At 37.5% G+C, this 24,251-nt stretch carries 22 protein-coding genes and 1 pseudogene; 4 read left to right on the plus strand and 19 right to left on the minus strand.

Going from position 1 to position 24,251, the window contains the following annotated elements; translation table 11 throughout:
* Positions 1-148: 148 nt before the first annotated feature.
* Positions 149-422, plus strand: a pseudogene (locus AC3WSK_RS20230) (MFS transporter); the annotation flags it as partial.
* Positions 423-568: 146 nt separating this feature from the next.
* Here the strand turns inward: AC3WSK_RS20230 and AC3WSK_RS20235 are convergent.
* The 3 genes from AC3WSK_RS20235 to AC3WSK_RS20245 form a co-directional block, all read right to left on the minus strand.
* Positions 569-1,753, minus strand: coding sequence for an NAD(P)/FAD-dependent oxidoreductase (locus AC3WSK_RS20235; protein WP_079563023.1), 1,185 nt, complete (start codon positions 1,751-1,753; stop codon positions 569-571).
* A gap of 50 nt (positions 1,754-1,803) precedes the next feature.
* On the minus strand, positions 1,804-2,232 hold the full coding sequence (locus AC3WSK_RS20240) for a helical membrane plugin domain-containing protein (protein WP_079563022.1): 429 nt from the start codon (positions 2,230-2,232) through the stop codon (positions 1,804-1,806).
* 461 nt (positions 2,233-2,693) lie between these two features.
* On the minus strand, positions 2,694-3,311 hold the full coding sequence (locus AC3WSK_RS20245) for a TetR/AcrR family transcriptional regulator (RefSeq protein ID WP_079563021.1): 618 nt from the start codon (positions 3,309-3,311) through the stop codon (positions 2,694-2,696).
* Between the two features lie 124 nt (positions 3,312-3,435).
* Between AC3WSK_RS20245 and AC3WSK_RS20250 the strand changes: the two genes are divergently transcribed.
* Positions 3,436-5,622 (plus strand): MMPL family transporter, encoded by a 2,187-nt coding sequence (locus AC3WSK_RS20250; protein ID WP_492414409.1) that lies wholly within the window; start codon positions 3,436-3,438, stop codon positions 5,620-5,622.
* Positions 5,623-5,822: 200 nt separating this feature from the next.
* Here the strand turns inward: AC3WSK_RS20250 and AC3WSK_RS20255 are convergent, their stop codons facing one another.
* A complete protein-coding gene (locus tag AC3WSK_RS20255; protein ID WP_079563019.1) occupies positions 5,823-7,337 on the minus strand; it encodes a DHA2 family efflux MFS transporter permease subunit in 1,515 nt (504 codons plus the stop codon).
* 157 nt (positions 7,338-7,494) lie between these two features.
* Here AC3WSK_RS20255 and AC3WSK_RS20260 point away from each other — a divergent pair, with 157 nt between their 5' ends.
* Complete coding sequence (locus AC3WSK_RS20260; protein WP_079563018.1) at positions 7,495-8,400, plus strand: TetR/AcrR family transcriptional regulator; 906 nt, start codon at positions 7,495-7,497, stop codon at positions 8,398-8,400.
* Positions 8,401-8,606: 206 nt separating this feature from the next.
* Here the strand turns inward: AC3WSK_RS20260 and cydS are convergent, their stop codons facing one another.
* From cydS to AC3WSK_RS20320, 12 genes are all read right to left on the minus strand, one after another.
* Positions 8,607-8,705: a cytochrome bd oxidase small subunit CydS family protein gene (gene cydS / locus AC3WSK_RS20265; protein ID WP_492414410.1), complete on the minus strand. Its 99-nt coding sequence runs from the start codon at positions 8,703-8,705 to the stop codon at positions 8,607-8,609.
* Positions 8,706-8,716: 11 nt separating this feature from the next.
* Positions 8,717-9,745, minus strand: coding sequence for a cytochrome d ubiquinol oxidase subunit II (locus AC3WSK_RS20270; RefSeq protein ID WP_492414411.1), 1,029 nt, complete (start codon positions 9,743-9,745; stop codon positions 8,717-8,719).
* Positions 9,742-11,085: a cytochrome ubiquinol oxidase subunit I gene (locus AC3WSK_RS20275; RefSeq protein ID WP_492414412.1), complete on the minus strand. Its 1,344-nt coding sequence runs from the start codon at positions 11,083-11,085 to the stop codon at positions 9,742-9,744. Before AC3WSK_RS20275 ends, AC3WSK_RS20270 begins: the two co-directional genes overlap by 4 nt.
* A 129-nt stretch (positions 11,086-11,214) precedes the next feature.
* Complete coding sequence (locus tag AC3WSK_RS20280; RefSeq protein WP_079563015.1) at positions 11,215-11,991, minus strand: sulfite exporter TauE/SafE family protein; 777 nt, start codon at positions 11,989-11,991, stop codon at positions 11,215-11,217.
* Between the two features lie 373 nt (positions 11,992-12,364).
* A complete protein-coding gene (locus AC3WSK_RS20285; protein WP_492414413.1) occupies positions 12,365-12,997 on the minus strand; it encodes a response regulator in 633 nt (210 codons plus the stop codon).
* The gene (locus AC3WSK_RS20290; protein WP_427484516.1) at positions 12,994-14,025 is read right to left on the minus strand and encodes a PAS domain-containing sensor histidine kinase; all 1,032 of its coding nucleotides are present in this window, start codon (positions 14,023-14,025) and stop codon (positions 12,994-12,996) included. Before AC3WSK_RS20290 ends, AC3WSK_RS20285 begins: the two co-directional genes overlap by 4 nt.
* Before the next feature lie 73 nt (positions 14,026-14,098).
* Positions 14,099-14,437, minus strand: coding sequence for a rhodanese-like domain-containing protein (locus AC3WSK_RS20295; RefSeq protein ID WP_079563013.1), 339 nt, complete (start codon positions 14,435-14,437; stop codon positions 14,099-14,101).
* Between the two features lie 151 nt (positions 14,438-14,588).
* Positions 14,589-15,995 (minus strand): MBL fold metallo-hydrolase, encoded by a 1,407-nt coding sequence (locus AC3WSK_RS20300; protein ID WP_079563012.1) that lies wholly within the window; start codon positions 15,993-15,995, stop codon positions 14,589-14,591.
* Between the two features lie 19 nt (positions 15,996-16,014).
* Positions 16,015-16,578, minus strand: a complete 564-nt coding sequence (locus tag AC3WSK_RS20305) for a helical membrane plugin domain-containing protein (protein ID WP_492414414.1) — start codon at positions 16,576-16,578, stop codon at positions 16,015-16,017.
* 25 nt (positions 16,579-16,603) lie between these two features.
* Positions 16,604-17,797: an NAD(P)/FAD-dependent oxidoreductase gene (locus AC3WSK_RS20310; protein ID WP_079563010.1), complete on the minus strand. Its 1,194-nt coding sequence runs from the start codon at positions 17,795-17,797 to the stop codon at positions 16,604-16,606.
* 209 nt (positions 17,798-18,006) lie between these two features.
* Positions 18,007-19,650: a sensor histidine kinase gene (locus AC3WSK_RS20315; RefSeq protein WP_079563009.1), complete on the minus strand. Its 1,644-nt coding sequence runs from the start codon at positions 19,648-19,650 to the stop codon at positions 18,007-18,009.
* Positions 19,647-20,348: a response regulator transcription factor gene (locus AC3WSK_RS20320; RefSeq protein WP_079563008.1), complete on the minus strand. Its 702-nt coding sequence runs from the start codon at positions 20,346-20,348 to the stop codon at positions 19,647-19,649. Before AC3WSK_RS20320 ends, AC3WSK_RS20315 begins: the two co-directional genes overlap by 4 nt.
* Before the next feature lie 103 nt (positions 20,349-20,451).
* Between AC3WSK_RS20320 and AC3WSK_RS20325 the strand changes: the two genes are divergently transcribed.
* Positions 20,452-21,624, plus strand: coding sequence for a DUF418 domain-containing protein (locus tag AC3WSK_RS20325; RefSeq protein ID WP_079563007.1), 1,173 nt, complete (start codon positions 20,452-20,454; stop codon positions 21,622-21,624).
* Positions 21,625-21,844: 220 nt separating this feature from the next.
* Here AC3WSK_RS20325 and AC3WSK_RS20330 read toward each other — a convergent pair whose 3' ends face one another.
* The 3 genes from AC3WSK_RS20330 to AC3WSK_RS20340 form a co-directional block, all read right to left on the minus strand.
* Positions 21,845-22,492: an amino acid ABC transporter permease gene (locus AC3WSK_RS20330; RefSeq protein WP_427484513.1), complete on the minus strand. Its 648-nt coding sequence runs from the start codon at positions 22,490-22,492 to the stop codon at positions 21,845-21,847.
* Between the two features lie 15 nt (positions 22,493-22,507).
* Positions 22,508-23,161: an amino acid ABC transporter permease gene (locus AC3WSK_RS20335; RefSeq protein ID WP_427484543.1), complete on the minus strand. Its 654-nt coding sequence runs from the start codon at positions 23,159-23,161 to the stop codon at positions 22,508-22,510.
* A gap of 236 nt (positions 23,162-23,397) precedes the next feature.
* Positions 23,398-24,225 carry a transporter substrate-binding domain-containing protein gene (locus AC3WSK_RS20340; RefSeq protein WP_427484512.1) on the minus strand — a complete coding sequence of 276 codons (828 nt, stop codon included), beginning with the start codon at positions 24,223-24,225 and terminating at the stop codon, positions 23,398-23,400.
* Positions 24,226-24,251 lie beyond the last annotated feature (26 nt).

A 24,251-nucleotide genomic window follows, 5' to 3' on the forward strand; every position in this document is an offset into this window, starting at 1 on the left:
ACTGAAAAGGCTATTATGGTGACATAATAGTGAACTAAGGTGGCACCACGTGAGTATAAATTTCACAATCTCGTCCCAAAGACAAATCGTCTTGGGGGTGGGATTTTTTTGTTTTAGTTACTTGTCATAACTACAAGGAGGAATTTATATGGGCGTAAATAAATTAATAGAAATGTGGCGTTATCCGGCTATATTATTGTCTAGTATTGGTGTTTCCAGCGTCGGAAGCTGGATAGCTTTAAATCTAATTGTTTTACCTTACAGGATCCGCTATCGCTGTGTCTGGCTTATATATCGTTAGGGCTTTATCCACACTTTTCGCCAGTTTCTGGTCAGGCAGTTTGATAGATCGTTTAAATAAAAAATACCTCATGATTGTTCTCAACCTTTTCGAATCTTTACTAATTGTCACACTACCTTTTCCGTCGCTTCGGCTGTTTCTTCCGTCCCCCGACTCTTCCATCAAAATTTATCGCTGAAACACCCGGTGTTCACTTCATCTTAAGTCATATGTAGACACAAAAAGGGCATGAACTCAATATTACTATTGATTCATGCCCTTGAAATATTAATACGCTAAGCCGAATAGCGCTTTAATGTGTGTAAGATAGCGAATGTTAGACGCTTCTTTCATAAGTGTTGCAGGAAGACCTTTAAGTTGTGTGTTGCTAGCACCGATTGTCGCAACAGCGTCTTTACGGCCTAAGCTTGCAAGTGTACCAGAGTTAATTGCAGAGAAAGACTTCATCTCTTGGTTTTTGTATTGTGCAAATAAGTTGTATCCAGCGCACTCACCCATTTGCCATGCAACTTGTGCAGTTGGTGCATATAGTGGACGTCCGCCATCACCTGGTAATGCTACAGATGCATCACCGATTACGAATACATCATCATGAGATGTAGATTGTAAGAATTCGTTAATCGTAGCTTTACCGCGGTCTGCTTCAAGACCAGACTCGCCTACGATTGGAAGTGGAGCTACCCCGCCTGTCCAAATAAGCGTATTGGCAACGATTGGTTCGCGATCTTTAAGAGAGATGACGTTACCATCAACACCCGTTACAGGAGTGCTAGTAATGAATTCAACGCCACGTTTTGCTAAACTTTCAGTAGCGCGTTGGATAAGTACATCCGGAAGTACTGGTAAGATTTTCGGACCAGCTTCAACAAGTTTAATTTTAAGGTCAGCAAAGTTAACACCGTGTTTTGCTGCGATCTTCGGGAAGTTATCCACGATTTCACCAACAAGCTCTACACCTGTTAAACCGCCACCACCGATAACGATTGTTGCATCTGCTTCGTCTTTTGTTTGTGCATATGCTTTAATACGGTCTTCGATATGTTTGTTAATTTTGTTTGCTTCGTTCACTGATTTAAGTACCATTGAGTTTTCTTCTAATCCTGGGATACCGAAGAATCCAGTTTGGCTACCTAAAGATACTACTAAAGTATCGTAATTTAAAGTATACCCAGTATCTAGGTCAACTTTTTTACTGTCTACGTTGAATTTTGTAACTTTAGCGATTTGTAAATCGATATCTAAACCTTTAAAGATTTTTTTAAGTGGTAAAGCAACAGCACCTTCAGCAATAGTACCACCAGCTAAACGGTGAAGTTCAGTGATGATTTGGTGTGTTGGGAATTGGTTTACTACAGTAATTTTAGCTTCATCAGCTGATAGATACTTACGTGCTGTTAATGCAGTTAAAACGCCAGCGTAACCAGCACCTAAGATGACGATTTCTTTTGACATGATTAATTAATCCTCCGTCCGTACGTTTTGAATATATCTCGAGTCGAGTCTTATTTAGCTTTACGTTCAGCGCTTACTTGTAAGAAAGCATTAACAAAACGGAAAACACCTTGAACTTGTGGGTCTTTTAACATTTTCATAAGACCGAATAAACCAATTACTTCTTGGCTTTCAGACGCACGGTCTTTCGCTTCAATTGCAGTAGCTGCAAGATTTTTAGCTGAGCCTACTACTGGGCCTGCCATTTCTGTTACCGCACCAACAGTATCATTTTTCAATACTTCGTCAGTTGCAACAGCTTGAGCAAACTCATATGACTTTGTTAATAGCGTCATCATTTCAGTTAACTTTGGTAATTGTTCAACTAAAGTTGTAAGTGATTCCTGAACCTCAGGCTTTAATAATTGATCTAGCACATCCAATTGTTCTTGACTCACAGTTAATTGTTCAGACTGTGTTTGGTTATTCGTTTCTGACATTTTGAACTCTCCTTTGCCATCACTATCACTATTTTAATTTTTATTGCTTCCATGTAAAAAAGACCATTAAGGCACTTCTTAACAGTCGTTACAGCGCTTATATCTTACAAATCACCAGTCTCAAGAACTGGATAGCAATTCGTATAATTTGTTATTACAATGTTAACTTTATTTTGCAAAAAGCGCATCATAATTCCATCCTATCTTGTCTTGGTGACGTTACAACCTCCATTATAAGGTTGTTTGTATATTATTTCAATGAGCTAAATCACAATTTCGACAATCTTTTCAAAATTCATTGATTTGTAACTATATATTTGTAATTAAGTTTGCTTTGTATCCCAAATACAACATTTTTAATCTCAAATTTATTAAAATACCTCTGATCTAAGTTTCCCCCTAAATCGATGGCGTAATACTGATTTTATTTTCAGCATTAATATTACATAAAATGAAAGAAATCATTTTTCAACAGATTTCCAGAAAAAGTCTATAATTTCTCTCGCGGCCATAGCTTCTGATTGAAATACCCTTTTCCCTTCCCCATCTTTAACGTATCCTACTGACATTAAAGCCATAAACGAATGAGCAAAAAAAGTAGCATTTCCCTTCCGGATCGTACCTAGTTCCATCTCTAACTGCATCGCCTGCTCTATCGTTTTATACATATTATTTTCTGATGCTTGCACTTCTTTTAACTGAGATTCCGATAAATTAATTGTCGCTTCTCTCATAAAATTTTTCATATCAATATCTACAGTGGCCGATAAATGAATTTCAACAAGCTTCTCCAACCGATTTTTAAATGATATTGACTCCTCTAAGATCTGTATAATAGACAGTTGGATTTGATCCATCATTACCAGCAACGCTGATGTATATAAATCCCCTTTAGTCGGGTAATAGTAATAGATAGTAGCCTTTGTAACGTTACAAGCTTTTGCTACATCAGCCATCGAAATATTTTTATAGCCTTCTTTGATAAAAAGCCTTATTGCCGTTTCAAGAACAATATCTTTTTTTGGTTTCGCATTCTCATCATGGCGAGGTCTTCCGAGAACACGCGGTGACTGCTTCAACAAGTTCGCCCCCTTATAAAGTATTCATTTTAGACATAGTATAGCATATAATCTTTTTATAATTGATTAATTAACCTTCCGGTATATATAATTAAAATTACTTACATGAAACGGAGGTCTTTAAATGAAAAAGCACCCACTAGAGCAATGGGGCTCAATGGTAACAAGTAAAAAAGGGCGCTTTTTAGCCCTCGCCTTTTGGATTTCACTTGTTGTTGTACTGTCATTTGCCTGGCCACAGATTAATAGTATTAAGAGTGAATCTGGTAAAAATTTACCCGAAAGTGAAATGTCTCAGCAGGCAGCAACTATTATTGCAGAACAATTTCCAAATGATGCAGGTACACCATTATTACTCGTCTGGCATCGAGATAGCGGGCTAACTACTGATGATTTTGTTGCTATCCAAAAAGTTTACGGAGAGCTTAAAGCGAAACCTTTAGCAAATCAAACTGTTATTCCACCATATGATAAAATGCCACCTCAAGCCTTTTTAGCGTCTGCATCTGACAATGGCACAACAATTGTAACTCCTATTTTCTTTGAAAAAGGCGTGGCTACGGATGCGTTGCGAGAGAGTTTAAAGATATTAACAAAAACAATGGATAAGAATAATATCCAAATAGATAAAGACTTAGTTAGTGACAATCTTCATGTGCGTTATTCTGGACCGGTTGGTATCGCTACGGATGCTGTCGGTTTATTCTCCCAAGCTGATGTTAAATTACTAATTGCGACAGTGCTCCTTGTTTTAGTTTTACTAATTATTATTTATCGTTCACCGTTATTAGCCATTATTCCATTAATGGTTGTTGCTCTTGCCTACGTCGTTATAAGTCCAACGCTCGGTTTTTTCGCCGATCATGGATGGATCGATAAGGACTCGCAGGCTGTCTCTATTATGACTGTATTACTCTTTGGAGCAGGTACAGACTATTGTTTATTTTTAATATCAAAGTATCGAGAGATATTATTTCATATTGAAGATAAGACTACTGCCATGAAGCTTACTATTAAGGAGTCTGGCGGTGCGATTATGATGAGTGCATTAACGGTTGTTATCGGTTTAGCTACTCTTAGCCTTGCCCATTATGGTGCATTCCAACGTTTTGCAATTCCGTTTAGCTTTGGTGTACTGGTGATGGGTGTTGCTGCGTTAGTTGTACTTCCAGCAATTCTTGTTATCATAGGTCGCGTTGCCTTCTTCCCATTCATTCCACGAACAGAGGATATGGCTTATAAAAAAGGAAAAAAACAGCACAAACCAACACATAAAATAAGTCGCACAATCGGGCGCACTGTAACGCATAAACCATGGGTGGTCATTGTTGTCACTTTACTGTTCCTTGGTGGGTTAGCAGCATTCGTACCACGTATTCAGTATACTTTCGATCTATTATCGTCATTTCCTGAGAATATGCCATCCCGCGAAGGCTTTAATTTAATAGAAGAAAATTTTTCACCTGGTGAATTAGCTCCAGTTCAGCTCGTCATTGATACTGAGGGTATAGATATCCACTTGCAGCAGCAATTAGCTGAAATCTCTTATATTGATAGTGTTGCAGATAGCCGAATTGGAGAGAAAAATAATGCTATCCAATTGTACGAGATTTCTTTAAATGCGAATCCTTATGCTAAGGAATCGTTAGCTCATATTCCAGAGCTTAAAGCAGCGGTTATAAAAATGCTTGAGGATGAAGGTATAAAAAGTGCAGATAAACATATTTGGATTGGCGGCGAAACAGCTAGTCAATATGATACACAGCAATTAACTGTACGCGATGAAACTGTTATTATGCCAACAATGATTGCTTTAATTGCTTTATTATTATTCATTTATCTACGTTCCGTAACAGCTACTGTTTACTTACTAGCAACAGTTATTATTTCTTATTTCGGGGCACTTGGTGCAGGTTGGCTAATTTTACATTATGTAATGGGGGCAGATGCCATTTCAGGAGCAATTCCACTCTATGCATTTGTATTTTTAGTGGCTCTCGGGGAAGATTATAATATCTTTATGATTTCGGAAATTTGGAAAAAACGCAGAACAGTAGATCATTTAACAGCTATTGAGGAAGGTGTCGTAAGAACAGGAAGCGTTATTACATCTGCTGGTCTAATTTTAGCTGGAACATTCGCTGTCCTTGCTACCCTACCTATTCAAGTACTTGTTCAGTTCGGTGTCGTTACGGCAATTGGCGTGTTGCTTGATACATTCATTGTACGTCCATTGCTGGTACCTGCTATTACTACTGTTCTCGGTAAATATGCGTTTTGGCCAGGAGCATTATTTAAAAAGAATGATTAAAATTATTGCACGGACATTAGCGTAAAAGGTTAGGATGATTTTAAAATATTCATCCATCCTTTAGCTTTTGCTAATATCCGTGCTATTTTGAGTGCCCATACAACGATACGTATTGCTATAATGCATCAAAAAACTCCCCTTCGATAAACAGAAATATATTTTTCATCCGTTTACCTATAGGGGAGCATATCAACTTATTATTATTTAGTTGGTTTTTTCAAATCCATTGAAGCCGCTGTGCTTTCAACATTAACGCGTTTTAAGAAGAACGCAAGTACAAGTGCAAGAACGGTAATACAAGCAGCAATGAAGAATGAGTGTGTAATACCATCTAATAAAGCATTTTGCATAATGTGATCCTGCATTTGCTGCATTTGTTCTGGCGACGGTGCAACACCTGATTGCGCTGCATTCGCTTTTGCTTCTGCAATTAATTCTTCAGCTTTTGCTTTTGTACGACTATTCATGAACGTCACCATCACGGCACTACCAATTGCCCCCGCTACTTGCTGTACAGTGTTGTTAATTGCTGTACCGTGTGGGTTCATCATTTGTGGTAACTGGTTTAAACCGTTTGTCATAATCGGCATCATAACCATTGACAAACCAAACATACGAATTGTGTACAATGACACAATAAATGTATAGCTTGAATCTATTTCTAACTTTGTTAAACCGAATGACGCAATCGTTGTAATCGTTAAACCGATAATCGCTAGTACACGCGGTCCAAATTTATCGAATAGTTTCCCTGTAATCGGCGACATAATGCCCATTACAAGTGCCCCAGGAAGCATCATTAAGCCCGCCTCGAATGGTTCAATCCCACGAATTGATTGTACGTAAGCAGGTGTTAAAATCATCCCAGAGAACATAGCCATTGAGACGATAACCGAGATAGCTGATCCCAACGCAAACATTGGATATTTATAAATACGTAATTCTAGCAAAGGCTGATCCATACGTAATTGTTTAAATATGAAGATGATTAAAGCAAGTAAACCAGCTGAAATTGTGCCATATACCCAAGGACTTGACCAGCCTTTATCCCCTGCCGTACTGAAACCATATAGAATACCACCGAATGCAATTGTTGATAATAGCACTGATGGGACATCTAAATGAACTTCACGTGTATCCATCACGTTTTCTAATTTCCAAATACCAAATAATAAACTAATTACAGCAAATGGAATAATCATTTGGAATAGCATACGCCAATCGTGATGCTCAACAATATATCCTGATAATGTAGGTCCGATTGCTGGTGCAGAAATCATTACTAGACCGAAAATACCCATTGCTGCTCCACGTTTTTCTTTTGGAAAACTAATGAGCATTACATTCATTAGAAGTGGTGACATACTTGCAGCCCCTGCTGCTTGCACCATACGACCTGCTAAAAGTGTACCGAAGTTAGGTGCAAATCCAGCCATAGCCGTACCAATTGTAAAGACTGACATCGCTACAATAAATAAATGTCTATTTTTAAAGCGCGTTACAAAGAATGCTGAAGCAGGTACTAAAATACCACTTACAAGCATATATCCTGTTGCGAGCCATTGTACGGATGAATACGTTATACCAAAATCTTTCATGATTGTTGGTAATGCAACATTTAACAATGTGTTGTTTAGAAAAGCAACAAAAGCACCCACAAATAAAATACTAATCATACCATAGGGGGGCTTTTTCAATGTTTGCTCACTATTCATTTATATCCCTCAATTCTTTCTTGTTTTTTTCGATAAAACTTATTTTATACTCGCAGTCTATTTTTTTCAACAATTAAGTCTATAAAATTTAAAAACATTGATATATAAGCATTTTCAATATAGAATAAGAGTATAATATTTTAAAAAAGGTGAGGTTATGAACAAAAGAAAAAGACAAATTATCACTGCCGCCCGCGCTCTTTTTATCGAAAAGGGATTCGTGGATGCATCGATGAACGACATCATTAGTGCAGCAAAAATTTCAAAGGGCACATTTTATAATCATTTTTCTTCTAAAAATGAATGTTTAATCGCGATATTAGACGAAGGGCGCGAAGAGGCAAGTAATCGCCGCCACGAACTTCTTTACGGTAAAGATCCTACAGATTTAGAAGTATTAACACAGCAAGTTGCAGTACTCATGTATGTCAATCGAGAACATAATTTAATTCAAATTTTTGAATCGATTTTCCACTCTAAGGATATCGAATTAAAAAAAATAATTTTAAACTATTATTTACAAGAGTTGGAGTGGCTCGCCAACCGACTTGTACAAGTTTTCGGAGAAGAAATTAGTCCCATCAGCTATGAATGCGCCGTACAGACACTTGGTATGATTAACCTTACATTACGCGCAGTCTTAATCGCTGACTATAAATATATAAATCGAGAAGCCATTGTACGTGTAGCATTACGCAATATTAGCGTAATTATACCCGTTATGCTTGAATCAAAAGAAATCATCATTAGTACTGAAATGATCAATACGATTCAAAACGTCGCGAATTTTAAAACAGTTAATAAGGAAACGGTCATCGAGCAATTAACAGGCTTTAAAAAAGGGTTAGCTAAGAACGAAACAGTAGAAGGGTTAGAATACGTGGAATTCTTATTAGAGGAATTACAGCGCGAGAAACCAAAGCTCTTTATTATCGAATCACTTCTTACACCTTTCCGAAAAGCATTCGTCGGAACCGTACACGCCGAAGAGGCACGTGACATCGCTAATAGCTTGTGGCGCTATGTAAAAATTGAGCGACCATCTGAGCGGTGCTTAAAATAACCACATAAACAAAAGGAGCTATATAGAAAGTCAAATATTCACGACTTTCCATCTAGCTCCTTTTTTCAGGCTTTTATCCTATTAAATTAATTTATTATGCGCATTTGATAAACCTATAAGTTAATCTTCGTTACGACTGGGCGACTCCTTGGGGATTAGCAACAGAGGAACGGAAATCAACTCACATATAATGATGAATACATTTATCACTTAATTTGACGATCTTTCGGTCCTATCCAAAAGCCAACCACAATACTAATAGCTACTACAAGAAAAGGTGCATACAAAATAATAAATTGATTCATTATAATTCCCCCTATGCATGGTGATCATGTTTACCGCAAGCATAATCACGATCAAACACAAACCATTTCATTACTAAATATAGTGAAGGGATGAGTAGAACTAATCCTCCAACAAACGCTATCACTAATGCAATCGCCATTGTTTCATTTGTAAAGCTATCATAGACCGACAAATACGGATACAGTAAATACGGATAATGTGAAATACCATAGCCGAAAAATGCAAATCCAAACTGGGCAACCATTAAAAAGACGGCTATGCCATAGTTTTTCTTTTTAAATAAAAGAATTAGCGTTAAAAGAAATAGCACCCCTGAAATGGCGAAAAGCCACCACAAATTTAACATATTTTCATAATGCTCAGGCACGTGTCCCTTTAACTCCACCATAATCCCTATTACACTTATTACGAGCGGCAAAGACCAACCGAGAGCATATTTTCTCATTAAATTCGAGGCATGTTCATCTCGTGCTCTTTTCCCATACCATGTTAAGAAAACAGCCGAAATATACAAAACTGCCACTATACTTAATAGCACAATAGACCAAGTTAACGGATTCGTGAAAAGTTTAGCAATTTGTAAATGTGGTTCTTCATTTACAAATTTCACGAACCCTCCCTCAGATATCGTTAACACAATAGATAGTGATGCAGGTATAAATAAACCAGTAATTCCGTACATCATTGTATAACCAATATGTCCACCTTTTTCGCTGTAGGATTCAAATGCATAACAACTCCCTCTAATTGCTATTAATATTAATGAGATACTGACCGGCACTAGCAAAATCGTGCCGTAATAATAAGCTGTTTGAGGGAAGAAACCTACCATTCCAACAAAGAAAAATACAAGGAAGACATTTGTAATTTCCCACACCGGAGATAAATAACGCTTAATAACATTGGCTAGTATTTGATCTTTACCAATCAAGACACTATACGCATTAAAGAAGCCCGCTCCAAAGTCTATGGACGCGACAATGACATAGCCGAATAGAAATAACCATAGTACTGAAATCCCTAATATTTCTAAGCTCATTGCCCTGCACACCCTCCCACTTGCTTATGTTCTTCAATTTCACGTTCAATCGGATTGTTACGGAACATACGGATAAGTACAACGATACTTCCTACCGCTAATACAATGTACAGACCCGCAAATAGTATTAGCATCGTATCGACTTGGCCACTCGTTGTAGCACCTTCCGCCGTTTTCATATAACCACGCAGTATCCAAGGCTGACGCCCTACTTCCGCAAACCACCAGCCTGCCTCAACAGCAATAAGCGATAGCGGACCACCTGCCACTACTATTCTCTTAAAACTTTTTGAAGAAATGAACCTCCATCCTAGCCACTTACCTAGCACATAAATAGCTGCAACGACAATTAGTAAAGTTCCGATCACTACCATCACATCAAACAAATAATGGATGTAAAGTGGCGGCTGTTCGTCCTCAGGAAATTGATCTAAACCTTTTACTTCTGCAAAAGGATTATTATGCGCCAATACACTCAATGCATACGGTACTTTGATGGCATATTTCACCTCTTCCCCATCTAATACTCCAAATAGCACAAGCGAAGCATCCTCTTTTGTTTCAAAATGCCATTCAGCAGCTGCTAATTTTTCTGGTTGATATTCAGCTAAATACTTCCCAGAAAAATCACCTACAATTAGTGCTGCTAGCGAAAATACTAGTCCAAGTTTCAATAAAAGATGTAATGCTTTTTTATGATACACATGCTTCGACCCTCGCAGTATACGATAAGCTGCAATAGAAGCTAATAAAAATGCGGACGTCATATAAGACGTTACTAATACATGCGCTACCTTCGTTGGCATTGCAGGATTTAGCATTGCTAGAACTGGTTGAATGTTTACCAGTTCTCCATCTACAAGATCAAAGCCCTGCGGCGCATTCATAAAGGCATTCACAATCGTAATAAAAACAGCCGACATAGAAGCACCAATCGCTACCGGGACCAATAATAATAGATGTCGCTTTGGATTTTTAAATCGATCCCATGTATATAAATAAAGCCCTAAGAAAATCGCTTCAACAAAGAACGCAAATGTTTCCATAAACAATGGTAATGCGATCACCTGGCCAGCCAACTCCATAAAGTTTGGCCATAGTAGTGATAGCTGTAATCCTATCGCAGTACCAGTGACAACACCTATTGCCACAGTAATCACAAACCCTCTCGCCCATCTTCTTGCGAGCAATAAATAGTGCTCGTCATTATTTTTTAATCCAACCCATTGAGCAATCATGATCATTAAAGGTATACCAACGCCAATTGTTGCGTAAATGATATGGAATGACAATGTTAACTCTGTTAAGGCCCGACTCCACATTACAGCTGAATCATTCATTTTATTTCATCTCCTAGGTACCAAAAATTCTTCCAATGATTGAAAGAAACATTATCCCCGCTACTAAAAAACTTATAATTATTAGCTTTTTTTCATGTGATTTATAGGCAACCACTTTTTGTTTTTTCATCATAATAGATCAGCCCAAATTTTAATCGCTGTCGCTAAGATGAGTACGGCTAAAATACTTTGCAAAATTTTCGTATTCATTTTTTTACCTACTTTTGCCCCAAGAGGAGCCGCCAGTAAACTTGCCACTATCATAATACCTGCGGAATAGTACTCGACTTGTCCTGTCATTAGCTTACCGATTGTTCCACCGATTGAAGAGATAAACGTAATGGCTAAACTAGTAGCAATCGTCATGCGCGTTGGTATCCCAAGAACTACAAGCATAATCGGGACAAGCAAGAAGCCACCTGCAGCACCAACGATCCCTGAACCAATCCCAACAATAAATGCTAAAATTGCGGCTAACGGCTTGTTGAAAGTTACTTCACCCATCGGCTTATCATCAATTTGTTTCTTAGGAATAAACATCATCACGGCTGCAATCAAGGCTAATATCCCGTATACGACATTCACACCATTTTCAGATAAAAACTGTGATCCGTAGCTCCCAACAAAGCTACCAGCTAAAATGGCTCCTCCCATATAAAGAATAAGGGGCTTATTAAGATAGCCACCCTTTCGATATGCCCAAACGCCTGCAATCGAAGCAAAAAACACTTGTACCGCACTAATACCTGAAACTTCATGTGCTGAAAACGCCGCTAAGCCAAAAAGTGGTGGTATATATAGTAGCATTGGGTATTTAATGATTGATCCGCCTATTCCCAACATACCGGACACAAAAGATCCAACGAATCCAATCAGGAAAATCACAATTATAAATGTTATATCCACTGTGCTTGCATCTCCTTTTATTTATGTGCCTTCAGTATAGTCCCACTGTAATTCCAGACATATAGGGGTTTTCCACTATTAGCTTTACTCACTGTGACAATATTGAAAATTATTTCTATAAAATAAAAAAAAGATCACTCATCATTCGAGTGATCCCAGCTTGCTGACAAAAATAAATATAACAATAAACAAAGATTAATTTTTACTCCGAGTTGGCGCCTCCCGCGGACTTGGCTTCAATCTCATCCCGCAGGAGTCGCCACTTCAACAGCTCCAAGAAAGCGCTAGTCGGAAGTAAATCAACCCCTCATTTTGCCGTAGAGCCATATATTTCAATTCTCATATTGCACCAGATCCTAACCGCAATACGCTGTTACATATAGTTATTTGCAAGTCCATACTGAATAAGCTCAGCTTTATTACTTAAATCGAGTTTTTGCATAATATTTGATTTATGATTTTCAACCGTTTTACTACTAATATATAGTTGCCCAGCAATTTGGACATTCGTATATCCTAGAACTGTTAACCTCATTATTTCCTGCTCACGCACAGTTAAAATGCATTGTTCTTCATGCCCTTTATGTTCAAACAATTTATTTAGCTGCTCCTGCGGAATACCCACGTTATAATATATACGACCACTATATACAGCGCGGATAGCCTCATAGAGAACTCCCCCTTGACTATTTTTCAAAATATAGCCATGAGCTTCAACAGCAATCGCTTTTTGAATATAAGCAACTTCATTGTGCATGGTTAACATAATAATTTTCACGTGAGGCATTTGCTTATGAATCTCTTGAGTAGCCGTAAACCCATCTAACCCATTCGGAATGGATACGTCCATTAAAATGACATCCGGGTTTAATGATATTGCCTGAGTGATTGCTTCCGCTCCATCACCTGCTTCACCTACAACCTGTACATCTTTATAATTTTCCAATAAAAGAACAATCCCTTTACGGATCAGCACATGATCATCTACTACTAAAACACGAATCATCTAAAGTCATCCTTCCAATTAGGTACTTGAATGCTAATTTGAGTACCTTTATTGTGAGCCGAATTAATATTAAAAGATCCCCCTAATAGTGTAATTCGCTCCTCCATATGCTTTAAACCGAGCCCTTCTTTTTTCACGTACTGTAGATCAAACCCTACGCCATTATCTTCTATATAGAGTGATAAATTTGTAGCTTTCTTTTGGAGGCGAATGACGACTTTAGAGGCCTTTGCATATTTAATAACATTGTGTAAAGCCTCCTGCACGACGCGATAAATATTGATTTCTACGGATGGATTACACCGTTCTTCAAAATCTGTTTCTAACGATATAGCAATATCAGGATGTACCTTTTGCACTGAATCGACAAGGGTGCTTAATGTAGGTGTAATCCCTAACTGATCTATACTATGGGGGCGAAGCTGATAGGAGTACAATTTAATATCATTCATTACTTGCTCTAGCTCATTGCGTACTTCTTCGATATACGTATTTAGTTTTTCATTGTCTTTGACATAAGATTCAACCGCCTGCAGTGCAACAGATATTGTATATAATGATTGGCCAACGCCATCATGTAATTCTTGCGCAAGCCTTTTATGTTCTTCCTCTTTTGCCTCAATCAACTTTTTAATAATCAGCTTTGAAATCCGAGCCTCTTCTTCCTTTAACTGAAGGGTCTGATCGCGCAACACAAGAAGAAACGCTTGCTCGTTATTGTCTGTATACATCAGTGCAGTGCTCATTTCAACATCTATCTTACTACCATGATACGTCGGCATTTTCGATAAAAAATAAGGAACCTCATTATGCTCTATTAAATAACATGTATGTTCTTTTGGAGATTTTTGACGATTTTCACAAAATGAACAAAAGGGCACTCGATCTCCTAATTCCCATCCCGATAACCTCTTCGCCGAGGGATTCATCATTAAAATTTCACGGTTTTGATTCATTATGATGATGCCATCTTGAATATATTGAAATATTTGCTGTAAATATTTATTTTTCAGCTGTTCTTTCTCCAATCTAAACACACTCCTAGCTAAAAAGGCATAAAGCCTCCCTTTAAGTTTACTTGTTACTTCAGCATAATTGGCCCTATACTTTTTCTTCTATCACGCTATAACTCTTCACTTCATGCCCCGCTTTACGAATAATACGAACACTCATATTTTTTTCTAGCTGTGTTGATGCAATAATATGAAGGGGTCTTTTAGGTAGTTCATGCATGTGACGTACTAAATAGGCAATTGGTAAATTTAATGCATTTGGTGTAGGTGATTTGTAAGAATCATTATAATCACGTACATCTACTATCGCCATTCCTACTTTCAACTCTTGCGGTAAACACTCCTGTATTTGACGTACTGGGATATGCCGTTTATAAATAATTCTACCAATAATAAGAAGGAATATACTCAAACTTACAATAATCATTTTTTAACCCCTTTTACCGAGAAAAAAGGTTGTCTAAATCCGTTTAGCATTCCATTGACGAATCTCATAACGCCTTACTAAACCTTATAAAAAAAGAAAAATAGCAGACTAGGATTACTAGTATGCTATTTTTCTTTTAGAACAACCTCGTTTATTTAGTCACTACCTCTTGTTGCCAAGCCATATAGCCACCTGTTAAATTTACAATGTCGTGAATGCCGTTTGCTTTTAGCACACTTACAGCAATTGCAGAACGAGCACCACCTTGGCATTGAACAACAATTTTTTTATTAGTTTGCAATTCATCTAAACGTCTAGCTAGTGTACCAACCATAATATGTTGAGCATTTTCAATATGCCCTGCATCATATTCTGTTTGATTGCGCACATCAAGCACATGAACTTTTTCACTTTCAATGAACGGCTTTGCTTCTAAAGGAGTTATATTTTCATAACTATCTAGAGAAGTAGCCTCTTCCAAAACTTTCGTCACATCCCCATAACCAACAACATTGTCGATACCGATAGAACGCAATGCTATTAAAATATCATCTAGTTGAGAAGGATTCATTAACAGATACAATGGTTTTGAATAATCTACTAGCCAACCAGCCCAATTGGTCAATGAATTATTGTAAGGGATGTTTAGCGTACCTGCGATAAACCCTTGTGAGAAATCTTCCGCCGGTCTAGTATCAATCACTTGCTCCCCATCTGCAAGAAGTCGAGTAATCTCTTCATAGTTTGACACTACCTTTACTGGTGGTAAGTTCTTAAGAAGTTCTATCCCTACTTTATTGACACGCTTCATAACAGCAAAATAATAAGGAGGTTCCGGCTGACCATCTAGTAATGCGTCAACAAATTTTTGTTCATCATCAAACTGCATAGCCCAGTTGAATTGCTTCTCATACCCAACTGTTGAAGATGGCACAGCGCCCAACGCTTTACCACAAGCACTACCCGCTCCATGAGCTGGCCATATTTGCATGTACTCTGGTAAAGCCTTAAAACGTTCTAATGATTTAAACATCGCTTTAGCACCAGATAGTGATGTACCCTGAATACCAGCAGCCTTTTCTAACAAATCAGGGCGTCCGATATCACCTACAAAGACAAAGTCACCTGTAAAAATCCCCATTGGCTTATCTGCTACACCGCCACGATCCGTTAATAAGAAGGAGATACTTTCTGGCGTATGTCCTGGTGTATGCATAACTTTAAAAATAAGATTACCTATAGTAAATTCATCACCATCTTTTAATAATTGATGAGGAATTCCTTCAAGATTTTGATACTTCCAATCAGCATCCCCTTCGTCGGAAATATACATCGTTGTTCCAGCACGGTCTGCTAACTCACGAGACCCAGCTACAAAATCGGCATGAATATGCGTTTCTAACGCGCCAACAATTTGCATCTTTTCTTTTTCTGCTAAAGCAAGATAGGGCTCAATATTACGCATCGGGTCAACAATGACCATTTCACCTTTCGCCTGACATCCCACAACATAAGAAGCGTGCGCTAATTTCTCATCGTAAAAATATCGTAATAACATGTGTAAAACTCCCCTTTACTCAGTTTTTTTCTTTTAAAATATCTAGTGCAGATTGAACATAATTAAGTGTTTTTTGAACAGAAGGATCTTTCGTCCATTTAATAATCGAAAAAACATTGATATGTTGAGGCTTCTCTTCTGCTCTTTGCTGTACCATTTTGAAGAACTCCATACTCGTCTTGCCTCTGTCGACGTATGAATCGGTATAGCTCTTTAAGTTATTCATTGTGTATTCTATTGTTTGGTTATCCTGAAGTATCGCTGTACCAAAATCAATGATGTTTTCTAACTGATGAATGATTTGAACAAGCTTTGGCAACTTCTCCATCAGCTGAACAATAGCTGTTATCGTTTCTGAACCTACATTATAAGTAGAGACAAATTGCTCGTATCTATCTATCGTCTTGTCATCAGTTAGTACCGCTTTTCCAAAATCCACAACATTTTCTGCTGATTCTATCGTTTGTTCTACATTCGGTAATTTCTCCAACAAGCGCTGTAAAGAGTCTCGAACTTCTGGCTTCTCAAGCGTTTCGATTATTTGATATAATTCCTTGCTCATACTTACCGTTGCATTAGCCATGCTTGTCGCCTCCCTTCATTCTTAATTACATAGTGCCTTTCAACATCCCATCCCAGTACATAACAGGTAGTAAATCCTTTTTCATGAAATACATACTAGATCTTTCCACTGCCTGGTTGAAGGGCATAGATTCAACAGGTTCTTTATTGTAATCAAACTCCGCCAATATCAGTTTGTTGTAGCCTGTTACAATTGGGCAAGAAGAGTAGCCATCATACGTTTGCTTCATTGGCTGTTGCCTCATTAAAGCAATAAGATTTTGTGCAACGACAGGAGCTTGCTTGCGTATAGCTGCACCCGTTTTGGATGTTGGCAGATTAGCGTTATCACCTATTCCAAACACATTGCTATACTTTTTATGTTGCAAAGTAAACTTGTCGACATCTACCCACCCACATTCGTCTGCTAATGCACTCGTCCGTATAAATTCAGGTGAACACATATAAGGTGTCACGTGAATCATGTCGTATTTAATTTCTTCTAATGTGCCTGTATCTAAATTTTCAAAAATAGCTATTTTTTCTTCAGCCTTAATTTCAATTAAATTACGACGGAATCGAGCACCAATATTTTTCCGTTCTATTACCTTTTCAAGCGCTTCACGATATTTCAAAACATCGAAAATCGCTGGATTGGCCGAGCCAAAAATAACGTTAATATTGTCACGAACATTGACTCTATTAAAATGGTCTTCTGCTAAGTGCATAATTTTTTGTGGAGCACCGCCACATTTTACTGGTGAGTTTGGATGTGTAAATAACGCTGTTCCTTCTTTAAAATTACGGATCGTTTCCCACGTATAATCCACATGCTTAAAAGAATAATTACTACATACACTTTTAGTCCCCAATGCCTCTTTCAGCCCTTTAATAGCACCCCAGTTAATTTCTATCCCACCAGCAACTACTAAAAAATTATACGTGTATGTTGTACCGTCTAGTGTCATTACCTGGTTTTGACTGGGGTCAAAACTACTAACAGCCTCTTTTAACCAAACAGCTCCCTCAGGGATAACAGAAAGCATCTCACGTTCAGAGTCCCACTTATTTGCCGCACCACCTCCCACCAATGTCCATAGTGGTTGATAATAATGTTTTTCCGCAGGATCTATGATGGCAATCTCCCCTTGAAGTGAATGAGATTGACGAAGTAAGCGTGCCGCTACTGAAATACCAGCAGTTCCTCCTCCAACGATGACTACTTTAAAAGAAGTCTTCATATGTGTATCCTCCTTATCATGCTGTCTTTCGTATACAACTTTTACACCTTAATAATAGTTTTAAGAAGGAGCCGTTCATATAGGGGTAATCCCCTAAAAAATTACACTCCAATGTTCATATCACAAAAAGGGCAGTACAAGGTGAATGTTTCATCACTTGTACTGCCCTAAATAACAGTGTTTCACTTTACTTCTTCAATCAAAAACCACTACTTACATGTAAATTTCAATACAAAAACTGTACCTTCCGCTCCTGATTGGACACTAATGGTACCCCCATGTAAATCAATTAGCTGCTTAGTAATAGCCAACCCTAGACCTGTACCCGTTGTATCGTCTGTAGTATTTGTCCCTCGATAATATCGCTCAAAGAGGTTATCAAGCTCCTCTTGGGGAATTCCCGGACCTTGGTCGGCAATTGTCAGCATAATTTCCTTCCCTATATTTTGCGCTTCTACGTTCACCTTTGTACCGTCAGGCGTATACTTTTTAGCATTGGTTATAAGATTATCCAAAATACGCTTTAATAAAAGCTCGTCCGCTTCTAGCACGACATCACCATAAACCTTTACAGACACTTGCTCATCTGCAAATTGAGGTAACCAGACAGCGAGTGGTATCAGCACTTTTTCAAGCTGGATCGCTCTATTTTTTAATTGGTACGTATATGTTAAGTCTCGTATAAGGGCATCCATGTACGTTGCCTTTTCCTGCATCGTAGTTGCAAAGACGCGCATCTCTTCCTTCGTCCACTCATAGTCCTCAGAAGCAAGCATTGTTGAATAACCATAAATAGAACTTAACGGTGTCTTTAAATCATGCGATAAGCCTGTTATCCATTCCTCACGTAATTGCTCCGCATGTTTAATCTGTCTTTCATTTGAGGAGAGGCGCTTTGATAAATTATTAATCGATTCATCCACTGGCTCAAATAATTTAAATTTCCTTTTTAACTTCCCTGTCTTCAGATGATGGATACTTTTATCTATTACTTTACTGTAGTCGAATTGAGCTAGTAGCTCGATTCGAGATATTACATAAACAAGCGGGCGAACAAATTGACGGGAAATGCTAACCGATAAAAAAATAATTCCTATTAGCAATATAATATGTCCGCCAAAGAAAATGGAGATAAATAAAAGCATCGCTTTATTAAAAGGCTCGTCAAACGGCTTATACGCTGGGTTGGGCATACGTACAACTAGCGTCGATCCATCCTCTAAAAAAGCATTTCGCTTAAGCTCTTTGTATTCAAAAATATCGTAGTTTTCTTCGAGCAATTGAGGCTTATGAAGTTTTTTATAGCGCTCACCAATAACTTCTACACGATCCCACTGCTTATTATAGATTTCAACTGATACCTTCTTATCCTGTAAACGCTGGAGCAGTTCAGAAGGAATCTCTCCTTTATCCTTCCACTCCTGAACTACTTCCTCAAAAAAAGGTTGGACAGGTAAAGCTGGGAGGAATAATAAATGGTATTTTGGAATCTCCCACGTGTGCATTCCCGGCCGTTTAAGAGCCATTATTTCGTTATCTGACATTCCACATAGTTCACAAGTTTCTCCCGTGTAATCAACAATGTCCATCGATCGATTGAACAAATATAATTGCCCTAAGTTCTCCTCGGCTCGCTTCACTAAATAATCAGCAATCTTAATGGAATCCCCTTTTTCTACGACAGCATCATCTTTAATTTCAGAGGAAGACATTATATGAATATCGTCACCGACATGACTATTGATAAAGATTGCGAAAAACACCAAACTTATAATAAACCCTGTAATAATTAGTAAATAAAAAAAGATAAAATAAGACACAAAACGAAGGGTTAATCTTCTAGCTGGCTTCATGAATGAACATCTCCAACAAGCTTATAACCAATCCCCCTCACAGTAATAATGCAAGTTGGTTTACCAGGTTTCTTCTCTATTTTTTCACGGAGTTTTCGAATATGTACCATCACGGTATTATCATCAAACAAACAGTCACCCCATACACGCTCGTAAATTTGCTCCTTCGATAATACTTGCCCCGCATTTTCACATAAGTATTTCAATAGATGAAATAACCTACCGCTAATAATTTCCTTTGTACCATTTACAGTTACCTCTGCTGCATCGACATCGAATGTAAACCGACTACATGAAAATATATGACTTTCTGGCACATCTTTTTTCTTTATATATCTTGTCAGTTGCACCTTAACCCTCGCAACAAGCTCTAGCGGGTTAAATGGCTTCGTAATATAATCGTCTGCGCCATTCATAAAACCACGAAGCTTATCTGCATCACTACCTTTTGCAGTTAAAAAGAATATAGGTGCTTCACTTTGCTCTCGAATCATATTCGCCATATCCAGTCCACTACCATCTGGAAGCATAATGTCTAATAGATAAAAATCAAACACTTGCGTTTCCATTTTCTTTTTTGCTTCTTGAACAGTGTCGCAGAGTGTAATGTTTAAAAAACCTTCTTTTCTTAAAATAATTTCAATCATTTCTGCAATTGCCCGTTCATCCTCTAATACTAAAATTGACACGTCTTGCATGCTATCACCTTCTTTTAAGAATACTTTAAGGTAGCCATCATTTCCCCATAAGCTTTACCAACTACACTATGTATAAGATAACCAATTAAGGAGATAAAACGCAATGACAACTAAACGTGTTACCTTCATAGATACAATGCGTGGGTTTAGCTTATTCGGCATCTTAATGGCAAATTTGTTGATTTTCCAATTTGGCATGTATGGCAAAGATGAACTAAAAGATCTTTCCGCCCTCGATAATGGAGCCCTGTATTTTGTAAAAATCTTTATAGAAGGTTCATTTATGCCGATCTTCACCATTTTATTTGGCTTCTCTCTTATTAAACTTATAGAGTCTATTCGTAGAAAAAAAGATAAGAGTCGATGGTCCATTTTACGCCGCGCAACTGGGTTAATAGCCTTAGGTTTACTACATTCAACCCTTTTATGGGAAGGAGATATTTTGTTCTCCTACGGCTTTATGATATTGTTTTTAATTCCATTTATTAATCGCAAACCAAAAACTTTATTTATTTGGGCTGGCATCTTCTTATTACTTATTACTAGCTTACCATTTGGTTCCACAGAAGAAACTAAAAAAGAACAGAAAGAAATAGCAACCTATGTAGAGAAAGCCGACCATGTATACGCTAATGGAAGTTACTTAGACATTTATGACTTCCGTGCAAATACTCCACTTCCAGGTATGGATGATGCAGGCTTAGTCATTTTCTTATTAGTTTTTATCGCACCAATGGTTACCGCTTCATTGACCCTTTTCGGCATGGGACTCGCTAAAAAGCAAGCTTTTGTGAATATGGACGATGAAAAGAAATGGTATAAGCTTGGCGCACTGCTTGTTCCAATAGGGCTAGCTTGTAAAAGTTTAAGTTTTATAGAAAGCAATTTTTCCGGAATGTTGTTAACAGGTGGATCTGAAATATTAGCAGTTGGCTATGTCTGCCTTGCAGCTTTACTATACAAAACTCGCACTGTACAACGTCTCGCTCCCGCTTTTGAAAGTGTCGGTAAATTATCTTTAACCAATTATCTAATGCAAACCATTATTTGTACAACAGTATTTTATGGATATGGTCTAGGCTTATACGGCAAGTTAGGCGTATTTGGCGGTATTTTATTTGGAATCGTCGTGTATAGCTTGCAATGTGTTTTCAGCCTTGCCTATTTCAAGAAATTTAAACGCGGACCATTCGAAACCGTACTACGTATATGGACGAATTGGTCTTGGAACGGACAGATAAAGACAAAACAGAAAGGAAGTACTTTACATGAATAGCGACTATAAAGAGGACTTTACTGATACATGGTGGTTTTTAGGAATCTGTACTGCTGTTGCTGTAGTTTTAACACTGTTTGCGTTTTAATAGAATGAAATATTTATAAATAAAAATCTCACCCCTAAACTTTGATGGATGTATCAAAGCTTAGGGGTGTTTTATAAGCGTTCTAAATTTCAGCATCAGACTTTTATGATTCACATGGTTATTTTACCGAATTTATATATTTAATTCTAAGCGTCGCGCAACTAAAGAAAGTGCAAAATTCGCAATAAAATAAATAACAGCGACTAAAAGGAAAATCGGAATAATATAATTAATATTTTGCGCATTAATCACCTGAGCATTATGCATCATCTCTGGTAGTGCAATAACAACCGCTAGTGATGTATCTTTTAATAGCGAAATAAATTGACTTACAATCGGTGGTACCATACTTCGTACACCCTGCGGCAAAATAATATGCCATAATGTCTGCGTATAAGATAATCCAGACGAACGCCCAGCCTCCATCTGTCCTTTATGTACAGAGTTTAAGCCACTGCGAATAATTTCCGCTAGCATCGCCGACTCAAAAATCGTTAGAGCCAAAATAGCAGACCAGGTAATACTTAACTTCATGCCTACTTCCGGCAAAGCGAAGTATACAAAGAAAATAATTAATAATAGCGGTAAATTTCTTATGATCTCAACAAAGAAAGCAGAAATTTGCGCCAATACAGGTATCTTAGCATAACGAACAATACCTAAAACTGCCCCGAGAAGAAAGCTAAGAACAATAGATATACCCGCAACTTTAAGCGTTATCCAAAAACCTTTCAACAAGAAAACAATATGATCAGGGCTATATGCTCCAATAAAATCCATCCATCTACCCCCCCACTAATTGCTCTTCGCTAAGCTTTTTTCTAAACGATTGACACCATAGCTTAACGGTAGCGTAATAATTAAATAAAAAAGTGCTATAAAAATATATACATCAAAAGTTACGAAAGTTCTTGAAGAAATTAAATCCCCTTGATACATTAGCTCACCTGCCGCAACAATGGTTAATACCGATGAGTTTTTCACCAAATTCAAAAATTGGTTACCTAATGGTGGAATAACAATTTTTATAGCTTGCGGTAAAATGATATAACGCATCGTTTGGACATATGTTAAACCCGAAGATCGTGCCGCCTCAGTTTGCCCTTTATGGACAGACAAAACACCAGCCCGAATAGCCTCTGCGATAAAAGCAGCTGTATAAATTGTCAACGCAATTGTACCTGCTTGGAATCCACTAAAACGAACACCTAGAACAGGTAATCCCACAAAGATAAAGAATAAAATAATTAACAGCGGGATATTACGGAAAAATTCTACGTACATTGTCCCTATCCAATTCAAAGGTTTAATAGGTGCAATTCGAAATACAGCAATTAATGTCCCTAAAATAAAACTACCGATTAAGGCCAACAAACTTACAATCAAAGTATTTTTAAAACCCTCAAGAAACATCCCGATATTTTCAGTAAGAATAGTAAAATCCAACATTCCATTTTCACTCCAATCCAATACGCTCTGTGTTACATTTTCATTTCGGATGGCGTATCCCAAAAATGCATAACCTTCACCAGAAGCTTTAACTTTATTCAACGGGCGTGTGAACACCCGCTGAATAAAACTAAATAACCAAATTGAAACAAGCAGTCATACACCTATTGAATATCACATTCATAAGGTTATTCATATGACTGCTCGCTTCATTTAATCAAATATTTTATAATAGATTACTTTTTAATCCATTTGTCATGGATTTCATCATATTTACCATTTGACTTTAACTCTGCAAGCGCGTCGTTAACAGCTTTTACAAAATCATCGTTACCTTTTTTCATTGCAATTCCATAAGGCTCTTCTGTGAATTTACCACCAACTAATTCGAAGCTATTATCTTCTGAAGCCATACCATATAAAATGGAGTCATCCGTTGTTAATACATCACCTTGGCCAGCCTTTAATGCTGTAAATGCCTCTGCATAGTTTTCAAACTCTAAAACCTGAGCTTTTGGTGCTTTTTCGCGGATGTTAATTGCTGATGTAGAGCCTTTAACAGCAATTACTTTTGTGCTTGAATCTATATCATCAATACTTTTAATCTTGCTACCCTTTTTCACCAATAGAGATTGACCTGCCTCAAAATAAACATCTGTGAAATCAACTTCTTTACGGCGTTCTTCCGAAATCGTCATTGTTGCAATAATTGCATCAATATCACCGTTATTTAACATTGGTATACGTGTTTTAGATGTTACTTCTTTAAATTCAACTTTTGTCTCATCACCAAGAATGATTTTTGTAATCTCTTTAGCAATATCTACATCAAATCCTTCAATCTCACCAGTACTTGGATTTTTCAAACCAAATAACTTTGTATCGTTTTTAACACCCCATACAATTTTGTCATTCGCTTTAATAGCTTCTAATGCAGATGTCGATTTACCACCTTTAGAATCTTTATCTTTAGTTCCTTTATCATCTCCACCACAAGCTGCTAGGACAAGTACAGAAAGAGCAGCAAATAGCATAAACATTAAAAATTTTCTGTTTTTAAACATTGAAAAAATCCCCCTATTCTTTTCTC

This window comes from Lysinibacillus sp. EB271-A1-10B (assembly GCF_058791335.1).

Bases quoted from the DNA above. Each gene is read 5' to 3' on its own strand.
- AC3WSK_RS20235 (WP_079563023.1), bottom strand. From the start codon at position 1,753: ATGTCAAAAGAAATCGTCATCTTAGGTGCTGGTTACGCTGGCGTTTTA.
- AC3WSK_RS20240 (WP_079563022.1), bottom strand. From the start codon at position 2,232: ATGTCAGAAACGAATAACCAAACACAGTCTGAACAATTAACTGTGAGT.
- AC3WSK_RS20250 (WP_492414409.1), top strand. From the start codon at position 3,436: ATGAAAAAGCACCCACTAGAGCAATGGGGCTCAATGGTAACAAGTAAA.
- AC3WSK_RS20255 (WP_079563019.1), bottom strand. From the start codon at position 7,337: ATGAATAGTGAGCAAACATTGAAAAAGCCCCCCTATGGTATGATTAGT.
- AC3WSK_RS20260 (WP_079563018.1), top strand. From the start codon at position 7,495: ATGAACAAAAGAAAAAGACAAATTATCACTGCCGCCCGCGCTCTTTTT.
- cydS (WP_492414410.1), bottom strand. From the start codon at position 8,705: ATGAATCAATTTATTATTTTGTATGCACCTTTTCTTGTAGTAGCTATT.
- AC3WSK_RS20270 (WP_492414411.1), bottom strand. From the start codon at position 9,745: ATGAGCTTAGAAATATTAGGGATTTCAGTACTATGGTTATTTCTATTC.
- AC3WSK_RS20275 (WP_492414412.1), bottom strand. From the start codon at position 11,085: ATGAATGATTCAGCTGTAATGTGGAGTCGGGCCTTAACAGAGTTAACA.
- AC3WSK_RS20285 (WP_492414413.1), bottom strand. From the start codon at position 12,997: ATGATTCGTGTTTTAGTAGTAGATGATCATGTGCTGATCCGTAAAGGG.
- AC3WSK_RS20295 (WP_079563013.1), bottom strand. From the start codon at position 14,437: ATGATTATTGTAAGTTTGAGTATATTCCTTCTTATTATTGGTAGAATT.
- AC3WSK_RS20300 (WP_079563012.1), bottom strand. From the start codon at position 15,995: ATGTTATTACGATATTTTTACGATGAGAAATTAGCGCACGCTTCTTAT.
- AC3WSK_RS20305 (WP_492414414.1), bottom strand. From the start codon at position 16,578: ATGGCTAATGCAACGGTAAGTATGAGCAAGGAATTATATCAAATAATC.
- AC3WSK_RS20310 (WP_079563010.1), bottom strand. From the start codon at position 17,797: ATGAAGACTTCTTTTAAAGTAGTCATCGTTGGAGGAGGAACTGCTGGT.
- AC3WSK_RS20315 (WP_079563009.1), bottom strand. From the start codon at position 19,650: ATGAAGCCAGCTAGAAGATTAACCCTTCGTTTTGTGTCTTATTTTATC.
- AC3WSK_RS20320 (WP_079563008.1), bottom strand. From the start codon at position 20,348: ATGCAAGACGTGTCAATTTTAGTATTAGAGGATGAACGGGCAATTGCA.
- AC3WSK_RS20325 (WP_079563007.1), top strand. From the start codon at position 20,452: ATGACAACTAAACGTGTTACCTTCATAGATACAATGCGTGGGTTTAGC.
- AC3WSK_RS20330 (WP_427484513.1), bottom strand. From the start codon at position 22,492: ATGGATTTTATTGGAGCATATAGCCCTGATCATATTGTTTTCTTGTTG.
- AC3WSK_RS20335 (WP_427484543.1), bottom strand. From the start codon at position 23,161: ATGTTGGATTTTACTATTCTTACTGAAAATATCGGGATGTTTCTTGAG.
- AC3WSK_RS20340 (WP_427484512.1), bottom strand. From the start codon at position 24,225: ATGTTTAAAAACAGAAAATTTTTAATGTTTATGCTATTTGCTGCTCTT.